We start from the raw sequence: 17,853 nt of genomic DNA, 5'->3' as shown, positions 1-17,853 counted from the left end.
AGGTTTTTTCTGTCCTCTCCGTTCTCGTGTAAAAGTTTAGTTCAATCTATATAGAAGAAAGTGGGGTAACGGTTTGAGGTCTTCTGTGACGGCGAACGGCACATTAAATCCGGTATCCTTTTCGTTTATCCGGTTTTATCTGTTGGCCTTTTTATTTTTTGCCGCGAATTCGGCTTTGACGATTATTCTGCCTTTGCGGAGTGAAGCAGCAGGATTGAACCAGGCCGAGATTGGACTGATGATGGGGGCGTACATGTTTACATGTATGCTTCTAAGGCCTTTTGCAGCGCAGCTTCTGGGGCGTTACGGTCCGCTCATGGTAATGAAATGGTTATTGGTTTTGCATGCCGCAACGTTGCTGTTGTTTGTTGTGTTTGGTGTGGAAACATATATGTGGCTGCGGGCGCTGCAAGGTGTAGCCACGGCTTTCTTTTCCATGACGATGCAGGCGGGCATTGTGGAAAAGCTGGAGGATAAGGACCGGGCTCAGGGATTGTCCATGTATACCCTTTTTACGATGGTCCCGTCTCTGGTCATTCCCATACTCGCCATCCAAATCTGGGAAAATGCCAGCGATATCTGGTTTACTATGCTGATGATCGGTTTGGCGGCTCTTCCGCTCCTGATCGGCTATAACGTAGACTTGCCTCGAAGCACGGTACAGAATAAATCGTATACGCTCGGGGATATGGTGCGGTCATTCGGCGGTATCTGGCGCAGCACACCACTGTTGATCAGCAGCGTAGTTATGCTGTTTGCTTCATGTGTATTCGGAGCCACGGCGACCTTTCTTCCGCTGTATATGGCATCGACTGGGAAGGCGAGCGCAGGGGTATTTTTAACAATCCAGGGACTGGTCGTCATCTTGTGCAGATTCATTCTGCGTAAAAAAATCCCTTCCGACGGCAGTTGGAATACATGGCTGATGGCGGGGCTTCTGTTATGCGCGGCACTGGGAACCCAGTTGCTCGCTCTGTCGGAGACGATCGGTCCGTTGGTTTACCTGTCTGCGGTTTTCAGTGGTTTTGCCGTGGCATTGCTGTACCCGACATTAACCACTTATTTGTCATTTGTGCTGCCGGCCGATTCCAGATATGTACTGATGGGTATTTTCATGTCCTCGTATGATCTGGGCTTCTCCCTTGGCGGGCTTGCGATGGGACTAATTGTACAAATAAGCTCGTATTCCACCATGTTTACGATCTGCACGCTGCTATCCGTTGCAGCCATGATTCTCGTCGTGGCTTTCAGGCAACGAATGGAAGCAGGTAATAGGGTTAAATCTGTGGTGGCAACCTGATTGTATGGCATCTATAAGAAAAAAGTTAAAGGTGTATGGACTGACTTTTCTGGAGACGTATCATTATGATGCAAAGCTACAGGAGGCAGGTCATATGCCTTTTTTTGCTGAGGTTATTCGATTTTTCATTAAAAATGATTTGACAACATCGCTCAACAGGATTATAGTCATTGTTGTTAATCGTAATAATTACTATTAAGGTCAGGGACATATGGACCACAACCATAAGGAGTAGATACACATGACACAAAAGCAGGTTCCGGTAACTGTTCTTAGCGGTTACCTCGGTTCAGGTAAAACAACCGTTCTTAATCACGTACTGCACAATCGGCAGGGGCTCAAGGTCGCGGTCATCGTTAATGACATGAGTGAGGTGAACATCGATGCCGCTTTGGTGAAGGGTGAAGCGACATTGTCGCGTACTGAAGAAAAGCTGGTAGAGCTGTCCAATGGCTGCATCTGCTGCACTTTGCGGGATGATCTGATGCAGGAGATTGAGAAGCTAGTGAACGAAGGCAGGTTTGATTATATCCTGATTGAATCGACAGGTATCAGTGAACCTGTGCCGGTGGCACAGACCTTTACATATGCCGACGAGGAGTCGGGTATTGATCTGACAAACCTGGCAAAGCTGGATTGTCTGGTAACCGTCGTTGATGCCCATCGATTCTGGCATGATTTTGCCTCAGGGCAGAGCCTGCTGGATCGGAACCAGGCTACAGGTGAGGAAGATACCCGCGATGTTGTGGACCTGCTGATTGACCAGATCGAGACCTGTGATGTCCTGTTGCTGAACAAATGTGATCTGGTCGATGACGTGGAGCTGAACAAGCTTGAAGCTGTCATCCGCAAGCTTCAGCCTAACGCCAAAATCATTCGGACTGTGAACGGACAGGTCAACCCGTCTGAAATTTTAAATACAAGTCTCTTCGACTTCGAGAAAGCGAGCATGTCCGCGGGATGGATTCAGGAGCTGGAGAAGGAATCACATACACCGGAGACCGAGGAATACGGTATTGGTTCCTTCGTGTATCGTCGTCGAAAACCATTCCATCCTTCTCGTCTGGCTGAATTCATGAGCTATTGGCCGGAAGAAGTGGTGCGTGCCAAAGGGCTGGTTTGGCTCGCGGCAGAAGGGGATGTGGCTGCAAGTCTGAGTCAGGCGGGATCGTCGATTCAGTTTGGCCCTGCTGGACATTGGGTTGCGGCACTGCCGGAAGCGGACAAGGAAGAAATTTTGCGTACGGAGCCTGATGTGCTGGAAAAGTGGGATGCGCAGTGGGGAGACCGTCAGACCGAGCTGGTCATGATCGGGATTGAAATGGAGCGCGCCATCATTGAAGACGAACTTGACCAATGTCTGCTCAGTGATGAAGAAATGCAGGCCGACTGGGGGCATTTCGACAATCCTCTGCCTTGGCCAGTTGAAGTCGTATAAAAATAAATTTATAAAAGGAGCTGTAATCCATGGCTAAAAAATCAAAAGTGGTACGTGAAAAACAACGTCAGGTAATCGTAGCCAAATATGCGGAGATACGCCGGGAACTGAAAGAAAAAGGGGATTATGAAGCACTGCAGAAGCTGCCGCGCAATGCTTCTCCGACTCGATTGAAAAATCGTTGTGAACTGACAGGCCGCCCGAGAGGATATTTGCGCAAGTTCAAGGTATCGCGGATTGTGTTCCGTGAGCTGGCTCATCAAGGGCAAATTCCGGGCGTCACGAAGTCAAGCTGGTAAGTGATTATGATTGTGTAATTGTGGGAGGGGGGCCAGCCGGAATCGGCATGGCCTCTGTCCTGCAAGATTTGGGAATGCCTCGTTTTACCGTGGGAGCAGCCTTTGCCGCACAACTGACAGGCAGACAGCTCGTAACGTCACTAGGCAGCGCACTTGTACTGTCATGGGTGTGGAACTGGATTGCATAACGATGTTGACGAAAGGGTGTGATCTCCATGTTGGACTCGTTTACCATTCGGAGAATTCAATCGGTGATGAACGGTTATATCCATGAGAAGGTCCCGGCACCACTGCGCACCATGGTGAAATTAACGTATGAGATGAATGACAATGAACTAATTTTGACCGAGGAAAGGCCCGCTGAACAACCGTATCAGTGGGACAAGATGCATATTGCCCGATTTTACTGGGAAGAGAATCGGTGGAAGGTATATGCCAAAGACGAACACAGTAGCTGGAATGTGGTAGACGTTATTGAGCCTTGTCCTGATTTTGAAGATCTGCTGGAGCAGGTTGAGCGGGACGATGCGGGTCTGTTCTGGCGCTGAACCCACGGCGTGTAACGGAAATTTGTGATGGAGGGTTTGTAATGCAAAAGGTACAGCAGAATGACAGGAACAACCGAGTAGCCAGCGATTCTTTTATCATGCCGGATAAAGCCGAGCGATTGCGGTTATTCGGCTCTGTTGATCCGATACAGGGAGATAAACCTGTACGGAAAGAAGAGATGAAAGATTTGCAGAATAGCAAAAATGATTTTCTGTTTGAGCTGCAACAAGTCGGTATTGATCAGGTGAAGTATCCCCTGGATGTCATTTCGGCCAAAGATCCCGTTCGATTGTCCAGCATCGGAACGTTTCGGCTGACGACTTCGCTGGATCGCGAATCGAAAGGCATTAACATGAGCCGCTTGATGGAGCAGCTTCAGCACAGTCGCGGTGAAGGGCTGAGTGACCGGATTCCGGATCTGATTGCGCTGACGCAACAGATGGCCGAACAGATGAATCAGCCGAAGGCAGAGCTGAAAGTGACTTATCCCTGGTTCTACGAACGAAGTGCCCCCGTAACCGGTTTGTCTGGACTAAATCATTCTTTGGCTACGGTTCATGTTATCTGGGAAGCTGGAAAATCCCCTGTTCTGAGAACAGGTTTACATATACAGGTCACGACGTTATGCCCATGTTCGAAGGAGATCAGCGAATATAGCGCACACAACCAGCGGGGGTTATTGCGTATTCAGGTCCAAGCCAACCCGGGAGAAGCGTTGCCGGGCTACTGGAAGGAAGAACTACTGAATGTGGCCGAATCCAATGCAAGCAGCTGTCTTTACCCCATACTCAAAAGGCCTGATGAGAAACGGGTCACAGAACGTGCATATGAGAACCCTCGGTTTGTGGAAGATATCGTCAGGCTGGTGGCGGCAGATCTGTATGAGAAGCACTGGGTAAATAAATTTAAGGTGGACTGCAAGAACGAAGAGTCCATTCATCAACATGATGCCGTAGCTCGTATCGTATATGACAAGTCTAGATAACGATAGCGTGATGGCTATGGGGTCATTTTATATCACTTTACAATATGAAGAAAAACAGAAGAACCACCGTCAGAGCTTCAGCGGCGATTCTTCTGTTTTTTCTGTGATCCCATGAGCAATCCAGGTGCCATTGCGCTAGACTTCGTACAAAATTTCACCCGTTCGGGATACATCGTATCCCTCAAATGATTGCAGTTCCTGCCTGAAATCCGGTGATTGCAGAATGCGCAGTACCGATTCGATCCACGCTTCGTTACCTTGTTTCTTCAGCATTACCAGATCATAACGTTCCTGAACTAGTGGAATAAAGTCAACCTGACCGACAAGTCGTGCGGCCTTTTCGCTGCCGATTCCTACATCGGCTTCACCGGAACTGACCTTGGCTGCTACACCCATATGACTAGTTTCTTCCACGTCATACCCAATCAGATGGGAAGCAGGGATGCCATGTAGACGCAATTGTTCATCCAGCAATACACGTGCACCCGAACCTTTCTCCCGGTTAGCCAATCGCAGCTCAGGCTGCTTCAGATCTGTCCAGTTCTGCAAGCCGCGCGGGTTACCGCGTTGTACGTACAGCCCGGCAGGCCGTGTCAGCAGATTGACGACCACATACGACCAGCCAATCAGGATTTTGCGAATGTAGGGCAGATTATATTCTCCTGTATCTCCATCAAGCAGATGGGTACTGACCAGATCGGACTCCCCGCGATACATAGAGATCAAGCCATCGAGACTGCCCATGAAAGAACGCAGCGGACGAATATCCCGTGTTTGTTTCTCCATATATCGCATGAGAATATCGAGGCTGACATCTTGTCCCGTAATGACCAGATGACGGGCCGAATGGGCTGACGAAGTGTTGACCGTCATGGAAGTTGAAGCTGGGAATGTCCCTCTGGATAGAGGAGAAGCATTTGCAGCGGGATGAACGGCATGATTGGTCGGATCGGTTCCCATCCCGGAATAAGATTCAGAGGGGTGAACTGAATCCACAGCGGCCCGGTGCGCTGGCGATTGAAGCTGCTTGGAGCGCTGTTTATAAGCCTCCAGATCGGTGGCATCAACTCGCATTTGTTTGCCGACGCGATAAGCGACGAGGTCTCCCTTTTTGATTAGATCGTAGACCGTCAGTTTGGATATTTTGAGTAGCCTGGATATTTCTTCGGTGGTATAGGATTGCTCCTCAGTCATCAGTGAAGATCCTCCTTCAAGGTGCAGATCATATAACGTTTCTTTCATCAACGCTCATCGTCCCGGATAAACGCTGGGGTCTCTTGTACTATACCATTAACAGCCAGAGGGGATAAACTCGCCCACCGTAATTAAACTATAGATGGCTTTGCTTGCAACGGGTGTGTCAAAGACTACCTTCCTATTTAAATCATCTTATGTATAATGAAATATAATTAATTATATCTAGTTATAACTAAACATAACATCGGGGGAGAAGTAGATGAAAAAGAGTATTGGATATGTGTTGGGGAGTATGTCACTTGGACTGGCTCTCGTATTGGCCGGTTGCGGTGCAAGCACGGACAGTAAAGATACATCCACAGCAATGGAACAAACCAGTTCAACACCAACGACATCAGGTGAGAGTTCAACGTCTGGGGCAACAGATCCTCAGGAAAAGGTGGAGCTAACGATCTCTGCGGCAGCCAGTCTCACAGATGCCATGAAGGAAATTAAAACGAATTTTGAAGCCGCGAATCCCAATGTGGAGCTTAACTTCAACTTTGGTGCATCCGGTGCATTGCAACAACAGATTGAACAAGGCGCGCCAGCAGATGTTTTTGTATCGGCTGCGACCAAAAATATGAATGCGCTCGTGGATGAGAAGTTGATTGCATCCGGTGATCAGAAGAATTTGCTGCAAAATTCATTGGTAGCCATTATTCCAGCGGATAGTTCAGATACCGTAACAAGCGAGAAGGATCTGACAGCCGATTCTATCAAGACAGTAGCGATTGGTATACCCGAAAGTGTGCCTGCAGGAACCTATGCGAAGGAAGCACTGACCAATGCCAACCTATGGGATCAGTTGCAAGGTAAGCTTGTACAAGGCAAGGATGTCAGACAGGTTCTGCAATATGTAGAAACAGGCAATGCGGATGCGGGTTTTGTGTACAAAACCGACGCACTCACTTCTGATCAGGTGAAAATTGCATTTGAAGTAGACAAGAACAGCTATACACCTGCCAATTATCCAGTAGGGATTATTGAAGGTACGAAGCACCGGACAGAAGCAGAACAATTCTACATGTATTTGCAAACGCCTGAAGTGCTTGACGTATTTGCCAAGTACGGGTTCACCATTCCGGAATGAATGTGAGCGCAATAGACTGGGCGGTATTCTGGCCACCGGTTCGTCTTTCCCTTCAGGTTGCGCTGCTGTCCAGTGTGATCGCAGCAGTGTTTGGCATCGCTGTGGCCTGGAAGATGTCGCGTACCTCGTTCCGTGGGAAAATTTTTCTGGAAACGGCATTTATGCTCCCACTGGTGCTTCCGCCGACCGTGGTCGGCTTTATATTGCTCGTGTTACTGGGTCGTAAGAGCCTGCTCGGACGGTGGATTGAAGCCATCTTCTCCGCACCTGTAATTTTCTCCTGGTGGGCTGCCGTGATTGCTTCTGTGGTGGTTGCTTTCCCATTGGTATATCAGACGATGAAATCTGGTTTTAGCGGGATAGATAAGGATCTGGAAGATGCAGGCCGCTCTATAGGAGCGAATGAATGGCAGGTATTTCGTTATATCTCGCTTCCGCTTGCGGGGAGAGCATTGATGACGGCTTTCATCCTGGGTTTCGCTCGTGCACTGGGGGAATTCGGGGCCACACTCATGATCGCAGGTAATATTCCGGGCAAAACGCAAACTGTACCCACTGCGATCTATGTTGCTGTGGATTCGGGCAATCAGACGATGGCCTGGATGTGGACCGGCTCCATTATTATCATTTCGTTTATCATGCTGCTCTTAACCAGACAGCCGCGCGATGGGAAGGCATGATTTGGGCTATTTAAAGTGAAAGCGATAAGGATTAGAATTCAAAAACCCGCTCAAGGAATCTTTCCTCGGAGCGGGTTTTCATTTACACAGGCCGCGTATATCGTATATCATGTATGTTTACGTTCATCCAAGCCGCTATTTGTTCAGCCTGTTTGAACAGAAGGCGTCTTATAACGGGAAGGATCGAGCGTTTTGACCATAAATACAATCTCTTCCTGCCGTTCAGGTGTCTGTACCGTTTTGTGATGAAAAGGTTCATATCCCCGCCGTTCATACATGGGAGCAAGCCAGGGATGGCGGGTCGCCGTTGCCAGAAATACGGCAGGGGCATCAAGCTTTTGCAGAATGATATGTTGCTCTACCCAATCCAGTAGTTTGGAGCCATAACCCTGGCTTTTATGGGCCGGACTTACCGCGAACCAGCGGATGAAAGGATAAGGACTGATGGCTTGCCGCTGTATATCTTCGGCTCGATCAAGGGTAACCGTGGCAATGATTTCTCCCCCTTTTTCAAGAATATAGCATTCATGCTGTACAATATTATTCTGTATGACTTCCAGTGTAGCGTGTCCGGCTGGAAAAGGAATGTTCAGGGCCCGTATCGTCTCATAGGCATCCACGGTAACAGCCTGCAATTGTTCGGCATCTTTAAGCGTAGCCAATCGGTATTGTTCGGTCATGGTCGATCAATCCCCTCTATAGAAATTAACTATTCCAACCTGTTAAGTTGGTTTAATATTTTGGAGTTATTTTATCATGAATTTCATAGTTGGAACATAATTCTCGAATCAGATCTGTCTATAAGTCCATCGAAAGCTTCTATATGTAAAAATGACAAAACTTTTTCCAATTTTACTCGTTTCAGGACTCGCCTAAAGCATGCTCTATCCTGTAAAATAGAACTAACTGATTCCAGCCAAGAACTGAAATAAGGAGAGACGACTAATGAATACGAAACCTGATTGCGGTATATCGTTGCAAATCGACGACTATCTGGATCTTTTGCATTTTGCCATCCAAATCGAGGATCAGGAATGGCAGCAGTCCCTTATCCACCAGCTCAAAATATTTCAGCCGGAAGCGGAGCAGCGCACACCTGAAGAAGAATTATGGATGAGATTTGATTATATCAACAGTAAACTGACAGGTCTCTGCCACCAGATTCACGCGGCCCATTCAACGGATGAACGCAAGAAGTTTGAAGAACGAATTGGACTATTGCAACTGCAGCGTATAGAAGTAGCTCGTAAAATTAAATGGGCTAGTCGCAGATAGATGCGTATTTGAATTTAAAGTGATCTGGAATTGAAGAAGCGATCCCCAGCCCAGTTGGAGAATCGCTTCTTTTGGTTTACTTTTGGATCATATAACTGATGAAGCATAGAGAAGTTCTATAACGTTATCAGGATGTCCTATTAACATATATATTGCCTGGGCATGACATACGGTGCTATTCTTTGTTCAACCTAATTCCGACTATACAAGTGTGAATGGTTAGTTAAATCAAAGATGAGGAATAGGAGTACACATCATATTGGCTGAAATGACAGCCTGTGGAGGAGATCGGGAATGGTTAATCAATGGGGGATTCAGAAATTCCGGACAGCATTGCTGTTCATTACTATGTTGGCGGTACTGGCGGGTTGCAGCTCAGGCAATGCATCGAATGAATCGGATACCGCATCTGCGTCCGGTCAAGATAAAGTGAAGAAGATCATTGTGGGTACAGGTACTCAATTCCCGAATGTTTGCTTTATTGATGAGAATGGCAAGCTGACGGGATACGATGTAGAACTGATCCGCGAGATTGATAAACGATTGCCTGAATATGAATTCGAGTTTAGTACGATGGAATTCAAAAATCTGCTTCTCAGTCTTGAAACGAAGAAAATAGACCTGATCGCACACCAGATGGAAGTGAATGAAGAGAGACAGGCCAAATTCCTCTTTAATGACGAGGCATATAACATTTTTCCTAATAAAATCGTTGTGAGCGAGAAAAACCAGGATGTAAAGTCCATCGAAGATCTGAAAGGTAAAAAACTGATTGTTGGCGCTACGAGTAATGCGGCTGTACTGGCTGAGAAATGGAATGCAGCGAATGGTAATGCCGTTGACATTGTGTATTCCGGAGCAGGGGAAGATACGAATACCCAGATCAAAACAGGCCGGGTGGATGCAACCATCAGCACACAGTTTGCCATCGATTATCAGAACAAAGTGGTGGATGCACAGTTAAAGACTGTAGGAGAGGCTCTGTCCAACTCCAAAGTGTATTTCATTCTGAACAAGGATGAGGAAGAGCTCAAAACGAAAATTGATGAAGCGCTCAAATCAATCAAGGAAGATGGAACATTGAGCAAATTGAGCACAGAGTGGCTGGGAGCCGATTACACAGTTGAGGAATAGTTCGTTGAGAAAGGTGAGCGACGGTTATGGGTAAATCATTCGATCTGTCATTGGTTCTGGATTTCGTCCCTGAACTGCTGCGATATTTGCATATTACACTGATTGTACTGGGCGGTTCCATTGTGCTCGGTCTGGTGGGCGGTGTGCTTCTGGCGGTTCCGAGGTTATACCGGATTCCGGTGCTGAGCCAGCTCGCGACCCTGTACGTCTCTTTCATGCGGGGCACACCGATTCTCATCAAGTTGTTTCTGGTCTATTACGGATTACCTGAATTGCTCAAGCCTATAGGGGTTGATCTGTCCAGGACCGATCCACTGGTATTCGTCATTGTGACTTATGCGCTAAGTGATGCAGCGTCCTTTGCTGAAATCTTTCGTGGAGCTGTACGCAGTGTGGACAAAGGGCAGACGGAAGCAGCTTATGCTGCGGGCTTGACCACGTTTCAGTCGTTTCGGCGCATTGTGGTTCCGCAGGCACTCATTGTTGCTTTTCCGAATATGGCGAATACGTTGATTGGCTCGTTAAAGGATACGTCACTTGCTTTTTCGATTGGGGTCATGGACATGGTGGGCAGGGGGCAAACGCTGATCTCGGCTACATCGCATGCACTTGAAGTGTATATCAGTCTGTCGATTGTCTACTATGTTATCGTGCTTGTACTTGAAAAAGGGTTTACTCTAGCAGAACGCAGACTCCAGCGTCACGAACGTAAGAAAGAAGTCCGTGGGCCAGCGGTAAGAGCTGAACGCCTGAAACGAATAGCGGGGTGAGCGAATGTCTATTGATTTCAACTTTATCTACACATCTTTTTTCCAGATTCTAAAGGCATTGCCACTAACACTCGTCATTACGATTGTACCGTTGATCGCAGGCTTTGGCGTTGGTCTAGTCACCGCTTTAATTCGAATCTATAAGGTTGCCTGGATCTACCGGATCGCTGATTTCTATGTCTCGTTTTTTCGGGGGACACCGATGCTGATGCACCTGTTTCTAATCTATTACGGGATTCCCCTGATCATCGACAAGCTTGCTGCCCGGTACGGCTGGGCCTTTCAGTCGTCTTCCATTCCGATTCTGGTGTTTGTGCTATTCGCTTTCTCGTTAACTGCGGGAGCTTATATGTCTGAGATTATCCGTTCCGGCATTCTGGCGGTGGATACCGGGCAGATGGAAGCTGCACATGCCGTGGGCATGAGTACCTCTCAGGCGTTGAGACGCATTATTTTACCTCAGGCGATTGGTGCGGTTCTGCCAAATCTGTGCAGCATGTTTGTTGGTTTCTTGCATGGATCAACACTTGCGTTTACCGTGTCACAGATGGATATTCTCGGTAAAGCGGATGTGGTGGCTTCAGTCAGTCTGAAATTTCTGGAGGCTTTCATTGCTGCCGCATTGATCTATTGGGGTCTGACGGTGATTGCCGAACGGATTACAGCTTTGCTGGAACGCAGAGTTGCCGTGTACAGCAAAGGAGGGGTGTCATGATATCACTGACGAATATACACAAATCTTTTGGTCAGCAGGAAGTGTTGAAAGGTATTGATCTGACTGTGGAGCAGGGGGATGTTGTTGCCATTCTTGGACCGAGCGGGTCCGGCAAAACGACATTGCTGCGTTGTGTGAATTTTCTTGAACGTGCCGATGAGGGCAAAGTACAAATTAGCGGATTAACCGTAGACTGCAAGCATGCCCGCAAACATGACATTGTGCAGTTACGGCGAAAAACGGCGATGGTATTCCAGCATTATAACCTCTTCAAACATAAGACGGTGCTGGATAACGTTACGGAAGGATTAATCATCGCCCAGAAAATGTCCAAAGCAGATGCTCGTGAACGAGCCTTGCGTGTCCTTGAACAAGTGGGTCTGTCCGCCAAAATTAATGAGTATCCCAGCATGCTGTCAGGTGGACAACAGCAGCGGGTTGGCATTGCTCGGGCGCTGGCACTGAATCCAGAGGTGATTCTGTTCGATGAACCTACCTCGGCGCTTGATCCTGAACTTGTAGGTGAGGTGCTGTCCGTCATTCGATCGATTGCCCAGGAAGGTATCACAATGATTGTTGTCACCCATGAAATGGGTTTTGCCCGCGAGGTGGCGAATCGAGTTGTATTTATGGATGGGGGTTCCGTAGTGGAAGAAGGAACACCGGAGGAAGTATTTGTGCGACCCAAACAGGAACGTACCCGCCAATTCCTCAGCCGATACTCATCCGATTGGAGTTATGTCATCTGACGATATAGGCGCAAGCTGGAGTAACTGACGATCCCGGCCCGGCATATGCTGTAGCAGGCAAATGCTGATAGGCCGGGTTTTTCTATGGGTGAAGCAGGCCGTAACGGTAAGGAGGAGGACCATGCAGAGCAAAATCGATGAAATACTCACACATATTGCACATTCTCACCAGCAGGTTGCGCGTGTACTGGATGCCAAACGTCAAGTCGCTGTGCGCATGTCTGAAATCATCAATCATTTGCCGGATATCGAACCAGAGCTGGATGGCGTTGACGGTCTGCTGGACAGCTCGGGACAAATCAACAAAAGCATCATCTCCTATTTGGGAGGCCTGGCAGACCTGGAAGAAGCCGTAGCCGAAACGCTGACCCAGGTGATGCGGGAAATGACGAGTCAAGAGGAAGAATAAGCCCGGAAGGCGGGTGAATGGACATGAGCAGAGAACAAAGTCTCATACTGATGCTGGATGCAGCAGCCAAGATGCAGTGGAATATTGCTCTGATTTTGGAGGCCAAGGCGATTGAAGCCGAGAAGGTAAGGAACTGGGCGCTAAATCATTTGAACGGTGAGGCTTTTCTGACGCATAGTGATCAGGTGGCTGAGCCACTCAAAATGCATGATCAGCTGGTGGAAATACTGGAAGGGTTGACCCGAATGGAAACCGGATTATGCAACAACCTGAAGGCCATCATGGTGCAGAGCGATGGTGAAGAAGGCGGCATGGACGGTGGCATGTTTGGCGGTATGGATATGGGGGATCTCGGAAAATGAGTCTGTTGCGGCGTGAGCAGGAAGCGAAACTGTCCCTCATTGAGTCCATTGCACACAGTCAGCAGGCGCTCGCCCGCATTCTGGACAGTGTGGCCAGCGTGTCTGCCCACTCGGAAGTATCCGCCCGCAGTCTGGCCGAGAACATTCGTTTGCTGAGCCGTTATCAAGAGGAGATGTCCCGGATGGTTACGGGGATTCAACTGGCCCGAATCCAGCATGGGGAGCCTGGTGTGCCATGGCTCAAAGACCCTGGATATGCGATACGCATGGTCCGGAACATACAGGAGGAATGTTGACATGTTAAAGAAGAAAAAAATACGTCTGAGAACCAAAAGAGCGCTGCTTGCTCGTGGGGCCCGTCTGCGTAAAATTCGTAAACTGCGTGCGGTCAAAGGCAAACGTGTACTGCACAAACGTACCCTCAAAGGACGCAGTGCGTGGCTCAAAAAAAAGAAACGTGCGGCAGGGCGGCATCGGAGTCTGAAGCCCGCACAACCATTCGTCCCGGCTACCCCTACCGATCCGAACCCGGACAGCGCCTACAGCCAGGGGTACAACGAGGCGTACAACGAGGGATTCAACGCGGGTTTCGCCAAGGGATTCGAGGACGGACATCAGCTGGCTTACAAAGCGCAATAACAGAATAGGTGTACGTTTTCTGATGACTATAGATAGCATGTCCAGTGTATGACGATTGCCCGGGGGGACAGATCCCTCCGGGTTATTTGTATCGCCGCAAAAGCGGACATGCCCGTGCAGGCGGATGTGGAGGGCAGACGCCAATTTTGCGCCTTGCAGGACACCCGTCCATGATGCATCTGACCCCGGGGCATATCCTTTAGAGGGAACACCAATCACGGGGAGAATCTGGAAGTGGGATCTCCTGAAGGAAGACAGGGTGAAGGATGTGGCAAAACGACGACACCGACCGCCTACAGAAGCGGAGACGGCTTACCGTGGCGGATATGCAGAAGGCCGCAGATTTGGCGGCTGTCAGGCCATGATGGAACGAGTGCAGATGTTTGAGCCGACCGTGCGGAATATGAAAGTGCTGTACATTCCTCAAGGATTCGATGCCATCGATGAAGGCGTCATTGGAGCCTTGCAGCAATCTGTTCGTGAATGTGTTGTCGGATCGCCGGCAAACATGCTGCAGGAAGCCAGCCAGCACAGACCCGATCTGGTGCTGGTCATGAATGGATTACACGTATTTCCCCCCGATCATCTGGAACAGGTGAATGGCATAAGGGCACTGGGAATTCGAACAGCAGTATGGTTTGTGGATGATCCGTATTTTACCGAAGATACGACAACCATCTGTCAGCATTATGATGTCGTGTTCACGCATGAAGAAGCGGCTGTGCCATTCTATACTGCACATGGAGCGGGTCGGGTGATCTATATGCCACTGGCAGTGAACCCGGGAATGTTTCAACCAAGGCGTACGGCACCGCAGCATCAGTACGACATTTGTTTTATCGGCACCGGGTTCTGGAACCGAATTGCGCTGTTCGACGAACTGGCTCCTTTTCTGGCGGACAAAAAGGTATTCATTGCCGGCAGCCAATGGAACCGGCTGACACGCTCCGATGTACTGGGTCGCTTCATCCATGAAGGCTGGATTGATCCCGGAACGACAGTGGATTATTACAACGGTGCCAAAATTGTCATTAACATTCACCGGACTTGCGAGAATGGGGAAGACAACCGCAATACGCATCATCTCCAAGGTCATTCCATTAATCCGCGGACGTATGAGATCAGTGCCTGCGGCACGATGCAGATAACGGATGCACGCAATGATCTGCCACGCTACTACCGGCCTGGGTATGACATCGAGACCTTTACAACGGCGGCAGAACTTCAGCACAAAATCAAATATTATCTGCACCATGAAGAGGAACGGCGAGCCCTAGCTTGGCGTGGGCTGCTTACCACACTTAACCAGCATACGTTCACCCGTCGTATTGCTCAGCTGCTGGAGCACGTGTAAATCTCTTTCTGCAAGACAGCAGAGTAAGAGAACCCTATCCCAAAAATAAAAGGAGTGGCGGTATGTCTCTCAAACACCGTAAAACGAGAAAGTTTCATGCACCAGTGCTCAGTCTGGCTGACCAAGCACGCAAAAACGGGCAACATGCCGGATATGATGCGGGCAAGGAAGAAGGATATTTGCGCGGCCGTGCCAACTATATCGTCAATTGTGCACAGGAGCCATTGCCTTTCCGGCAGCTTCACGTGCTGTATGTATCTTCGGGTAAGGGATTCCCATATTCCCCACTGGACGAAGCCATCATGGCAACATTGCAGGGCATGGTTGCACAGGTAACCCTTTCCGATCCGCGTCAACCTGTTTCTGAAATTGCGCTGCAAACCCGCCCTGACCTGGTGCTTGTGCTGGATGGCATGGATATTCCGCTGGAACATCTCGATGCGATTCGCCAAGCAGGCATTCAGACGGCAATTTGGCTCACGGATGATCCGTACTATACGGATATGACGCTTGAGACAGTTCAGCATTTCGACCATGTGTTCACATTGGAACTGAACTGTGTCGAGTTGTATCGACAAAACGGCTGTCCTTCTGTTCACTACCTGCCCTTTGCTGCATTCACTAATCACTACTTCCCAATTACGACGCCATCTTCACTCCACCGGGAAGTCAGCTTTATCGGTTCGGCCTACTGGAACCGGGTATATTTCTTCAATCCAATCATGTCACAGCTGATGTCACACAATACCGTATTTAACGGCATCTGGTGGGATCGCCTGCCTGATTATGCTGCTTACGGTGAGAAGATCGAACTGGGTCGCTGGATGAGTCCTCAGGAAACGAACGATGTCTATAACGGTACCAAAATTGTCATCAACCTTCACCGCTCCCACGAAGACGATTCCGTTAACAACAACCATGTTAAAATTCCACCAGCCTCCCCGAATCCGAGAACATTTGAAATTGCGGCTTCCACGACCCTTCAATTGACCGATGCGCGGGATGATCTGGCACGTTTCTATAAACCGGGTGTGGAGATCGAGACCTACTCTTCCCCTCAGGAACTGCTCGATAAGGTTGAATACTATCTCTCGCATGAGAAAGAACGCCGTGAGATTGCACTTCGCGGGCTGGAACGGACATTGAAGGATCACACGTATGGCAAAAGAATCAACGAACTGCTGAGTATTATATTCCCTTAATCCTGTCCGGAAGGAGGTGTGCACAGCACCCTGCATATTCGTATTCAGGGTCCGTGCAGCCATGGCGACTAAACCTAAACTCATGTTATTTTCCCATGTGTGCAACACCCGCAGCATTACGGGAGCGGAGAAGCTGTTGCTTCATTTTATGAGAGAGATGGGTTCCATCTTCGATTGTGTACTCGTGGTTCCTCAGGAAGGAAAGCTTGCCGGACTTGCACGGAGATTCGATATTCAGGTCAAAGTATGCTTCCTGCCGATGCTTCACGGTGTGTACACACCTTACCGAGGGATTGCAACCGATGCAGAACAGCTTCGCCATAAACCAGATTATCAGGACGTGGTCTCCCTTATCCGGGAGACTGCACCTGATCTGGTGCTAACGAATACCTGCGTAAATGTGATGCCTGCCGTAGCAGCGAAGTCTTTGCAGATTCCGGTGATCTGGAAGATTACCGAAATTATTCAGTTGAATGAACATACAAACGAGGCTGTACAGATGATTGGGCGTTACTCGGATTGGATCATAGGCATATCCGAAAGTGCGGTAGCTCCATTCAAACAAGCCGGCATGAGTGCCAAATTGACCGTGATCTCCCCAACCTGGGACCCGGCCTTACCGGACCCGGAGCGATGGCTTCACTTGAGGGAACGCAAACGCAAAGAGCTTGGTTTCAAGTCATCGCAGATCTGCATCGGTTACATCTCTTCCTTCATATATGATGCCAAAGGTCTGAAACCTTTTGTGGATATGGCTCTGCAATTGTGTGAAACCCATTCGCGCTGCCGTTTCTGGATCATTGGTACATCAGCGGACAAAAAGTACTATGACGAATGTGTATCACGGGTGAAAAAATCCGGTTATTATCGCAGATTTACCTTTACTCCGTTTGAAGAGAACGTATCGCTGGCCTATACGGCCATGGATATGGTGGTCATTCCGAGCATGGTCAAAGAAGGATTCGGCATGACCGCACTGGAGGGGCTTTATTTCGCCAAACCGGTTATTGCTTTTGCTCAGGGCGGACTCAAGGAATTGCTGGAATCGGTAGGTAGTGGTGCATTTTTGGCCCTGCCCGGGGATTCCCAGGCGCTTGCCACCCTGGCAACAACTCTGCTGAATGATCCTGAACTGGCCTCCGACACCGGTTGGCGTAATCGGACAGAAGCGGAAAAGCTGTACGGTATTGAAACCTACAGGGCAAATCTGCATACGATGGTGACACAGTGGTTGATGCGTTTTCCCGGATGGTTTCCGTACATTCAGCCTCCGAATGGTCCAGTGTACGCATGGGGTGAGGGCCGCTTGCGAACCGTGCTGATTCTGGAACCGGCTTCGGTTCGGGCACGATTGTTCCCATTGACGATGATTCAGGCGTTGCCACTCTCGCCCTTGCCTCCTCTTGCCATAGGTCAGCCTGTCTATGAAGAAACAGAACCTCGCTCAAGCCACAGAACGGGACGAAGTCGTTACCCGCATTCAACCCCACGCAGCAGGGCTCGTGACCGAATGAAACGAGGAAAGGGAACTGGCAGGAGGAAACTGAAGGCAAGTAAAAAGAAGAAACAACGTGTGCGCGTGGTGCAACCGACTGTCCGCAAACGTGCGCCTGGCAAAGCCAAACGAAGCCGGGTTCGCCGGAGATTATCCAATAGACGATGAA

The 17,853-nt window shown here is 49.0% G+C and carries 22 protein-coding genes; 20 read left to right on the top strand and 2 right to left on the bottom strand.

The window, feature by feature from the left end; genetic code table 11:
- Positions 1-73 precede the first annotated feature (73 nt).
- The 6 genes from cntE (at position 74) to folE2 (ending at position 4,571) form a co-directional block, all read left to right on the top strand.
- Entirely contained in the window at positions 74-1,300 is a 1,227-nt protein-coding gene (gene cntE, locus ACDJ58_RS24325) for a staphylopine family metallophore export MFS transporter CntE (RefSeq protein WP_413373379.1), read from the top strand.
- A gap of 241 nt (positions 1,301-1,541) precedes the next feature.
- Entirely contained in the window at positions 1,542-2,738 is a 1,197-nt protein-coding gene (locus ACDJ58_RS24320) for a GTP-binding protein (protein WP_413373378.1), read from the top strand.
- A 29-nt stretch (positions 2,739-2,767) separates the two neighbouring features.
- Positions 2,768-3,037, top strand: coding sequence for a 30S ribosomal protein S14 (rpsN, locus tag ACDJ58_RS24315; RefSeq protein WP_413373377.1), 270 nt, complete (start codon positions 2,768-2,770; stop codon positions 3,035-3,037).
- A 20-nt stretch (positions 3,038-3,057) separates the two neighbouring features.
- On the top strand, positions 3,058-3,225 hold the full coding sequence (locus ACDJ58_RS24310) for a hypothetical protein (protein ID WP_413373376.1): 168 nt from the start codon (positions 3,058-3,060) through the stop codon (positions 3,223-3,225).
- Positions 3,226-3,252: 27 nt separating this feature from the next.
- Entirely contained in the window at positions 3,253-3,585 is a 333-nt protein-coding gene (locus ACDJ58_RS24305) for a DUF3024 domain-containing protein (RefSeq protein ID WP_413373375.1), read from the top strand.
- A gap of 41 nt (positions 3,586-3,626) precedes the next feature.
- Positions 3,627-4,571, top strand: a complete 945-nt coding sequence (gene folE2 / locus ACDJ58_RS24300; protein ID WP_413373374.1) for a GTP cyclohydrolase FolE2 — start codon at positions 3,627-3,629, stop codon at positions 4,569-4,571.
- Between the two features lie 135 nt (positions 4,572-4,706).
- Here folE2 and ACDJ58_RS24295 read toward each other — a convergent pair whose 3' ends face one another.
- Positions 4,707-5,765 (bottom strand): substrate-binding domain-containing protein, encoded by a 1,059-nt coding sequence (locus ACDJ58_RS24295; RefSeq protein ID WP_413373373.1) that lies wholly within the window; start codon positions 5,763-5,765, stop codon positions 4,707-4,709.
- 262 nt (positions 5,766-6,027) lie between these two features.
- On the opposite strand from ACDJ58_RS24295, the gene modA reads away from it, so the two are divergent.
- Together modA and modB are read left to right on the top strand one after the other, a co-directional pair.
- Complete coding sequence (gene modA, locus ACDJ58_RS24290; protein WP_413373372.1) at positions 6,028-6,900, top strand: molybdate ABC transporter substrate-binding protein; 873 nt, start codon at positions 6,028-6,030, stop codon at positions 6,898-6,900.
- The gene (gene modB / locus ACDJ58_RS24285) at positions 6,897-7,580 is read left to right on the top strand and encodes a molybdate ABC transporter permease subunit (RefSeq protein WP_413373371.1); all 684 of its coding nucleotides are present in this window, start codon (positions 6,897-6,899) and stop codon (positions 7,578-7,580) included. Before modA ends, modB begins: the two co-directional genes overlap by 4 nt.
- Before the next feature lie 143 nt (positions 7,581-7,723).
- Here modB and ACDJ58_RS24280 read toward each other — a convergent pair whose 3' ends face one another.
- Positions 7,724-8,260: a GNAT family N-acetyltransferase gene (locus ACDJ58_RS24280; protein WP_413373370.1), complete on the bottom strand. Its 537-nt coding sequence runs from the start codon at positions 8,258-8,260 to the stop codon at positions 7,724-7,726.
- Between the two features lie 265 nt (positions 8,261-8,525).
- Here ACDJ58_RS24280 and ACDJ58_RS24275 point away from each other — a divergent pair, with 265 nt between their 5' ends.
- The 12 genes from ACDJ58_RS24275 (at position 8,526) to ACDJ58_RS24220 (ending at position 17,852) form a co-directional block, all read left to right on the top strand.
- Positions 8,526-8,855, top strand: a complete 330-nt coding sequence (locus tag ACDJ58_RS24275; RefSeq protein WP_063566659.1) for a hypothetical protein — start codon at positions 8,526-8,528, stop codon at positions 8,853-8,855.
- A gap of 294 nt (positions 8,856-9,149) precedes the next feature.
- Complete coding sequence (locus ACDJ58_RS24270; RefSeq protein WP_413373369.1) at positions 9,150-9,989, top strand: transporter substrate-binding domain-containing protein; 840 nt, start codon at positions 9,150-9,152, stop codon at positions 9,987-9,989.
- Between the two features lie 26 nt (positions 9,990-10,015).
- Positions 10,016-10,759, top strand: coding sequence for an amino acid ABC transporter permease (locus ACDJ58_RS24265; protein ID WP_413373368.1), 744 nt, complete (start codon positions 10,016-10,018; stop codon positions 10,757-10,759).
- A gap of 4 nt (positions 10,760-10,763) precedes the next feature.
- Positions 10,764-11,474, top strand: coding sequence for an amino acid ABC transporter permease (locus ACDJ58_RS24260; RefSeq protein ID WP_413373367.1), 711 nt, complete (start codon positions 10,764-10,766; stop codon positions 11,472-11,474).
- Positions 11,471-12,223, top strand: a complete 753-nt coding sequence (locus ACDJ58_RS24255; protein ID WP_064635771.1) for an amino acid ABC transporter ATP-binding protein — start codon at positions 11,471-11,473, stop codon at positions 12,221-12,223. The genes ACDJ58_RS24260 and ACDJ58_RS24255 overlap by 4 nt, the downstream gene beginning before the upstream one ends.
- A 121-nt stretch (positions 12,224-12,344) precedes the next feature.
- Positions 12,345-12,632 (top strand): nucleoside-diphosphate sugar epimerase, encoded by a 288-nt coding sequence (locus tag ACDJ58_RS24250; RefSeq protein WP_413373366.1) that lies wholly within the window; start codon positions 12,345-12,347, stop codon positions 12,630-12,632.
- Between the two features lie 23 nt (positions 12,633-12,655).
- Positions 12,656-12,994, top strand: coding sequence for a restriction endonuclease subunit S (locus ACDJ58_RS24245; RefSeq protein WP_113056049.1), 339 nt, complete (start codon positions 12,656-12,658; stop codon positions 12,992-12,994).
- The gene (locus tag ACDJ58_RS24240) at positions 12,991-13,290 is read left to right on the top strand and encodes a hypothetical protein (protein ID WP_076290843.1); all 300 of its coding nucleotides are present in this window, start codon (positions 12,991-12,993) and stop codon (positions 13,288-13,290) included. Before ACDJ58_RS24245 ends, ACDJ58_RS24240 begins: the two co-directional genes overlap by 4 nt.
- A gap of 1 nt (position 13,291) precedes the next feature.
- Entirely contained in the window at positions 13,292-13,633 is a 342-nt protein-coding gene (locus ACDJ58_RS24235; RefSeq protein WP_413373365.1) for a hypothetical protein, read from the top strand.
- Between the two features lie 259 nt (positions 13,634-13,892).
- Entirely contained in the window at positions 13,893-14,987 is a 1,095-nt protein-coding gene (locus ACDJ58_RS24230) for a glycosyltransferase (protein ID WP_413373363.1), read from the top strand.
- Positions 14,988-15,049: 62 nt separating this feature from the next.
- Positions 15,050-16,189, top strand: a complete 1,140-nt coding sequence (locus ACDJ58_RS24225; protein ID WP_236703595.1) for a glycosyltransferase — start codon at positions 15,050-15,052, stop codon at positions 16,187-16,189.
- A 61-nt stretch (positions 16,190-16,250) separates the two neighbouring features.
- Entirely contained in the window at positions 16,251-17,852 is a 1,602-nt protein-coding gene (locus ACDJ58_RS24220) for a glycosyltransferase family 4 protein (RefSeq protein WP_413373361.1), read from the top strand.
- Position 17,853: the final 1 nt, after the last annotated feature.

Source organism: Paenibacillus taichungensis (genome assembly GCF_047302525.1).
GTDB classification, from domain to species: Bacteria; Bacillota; Bacilli; order Paenibacillales; family Paenibacillaceae; genus Paenibacillus; species Paenibacillus taichungensis_B.
This window is presented reverse-complemented; position numbering and strand designations above follow the sequence as displayed.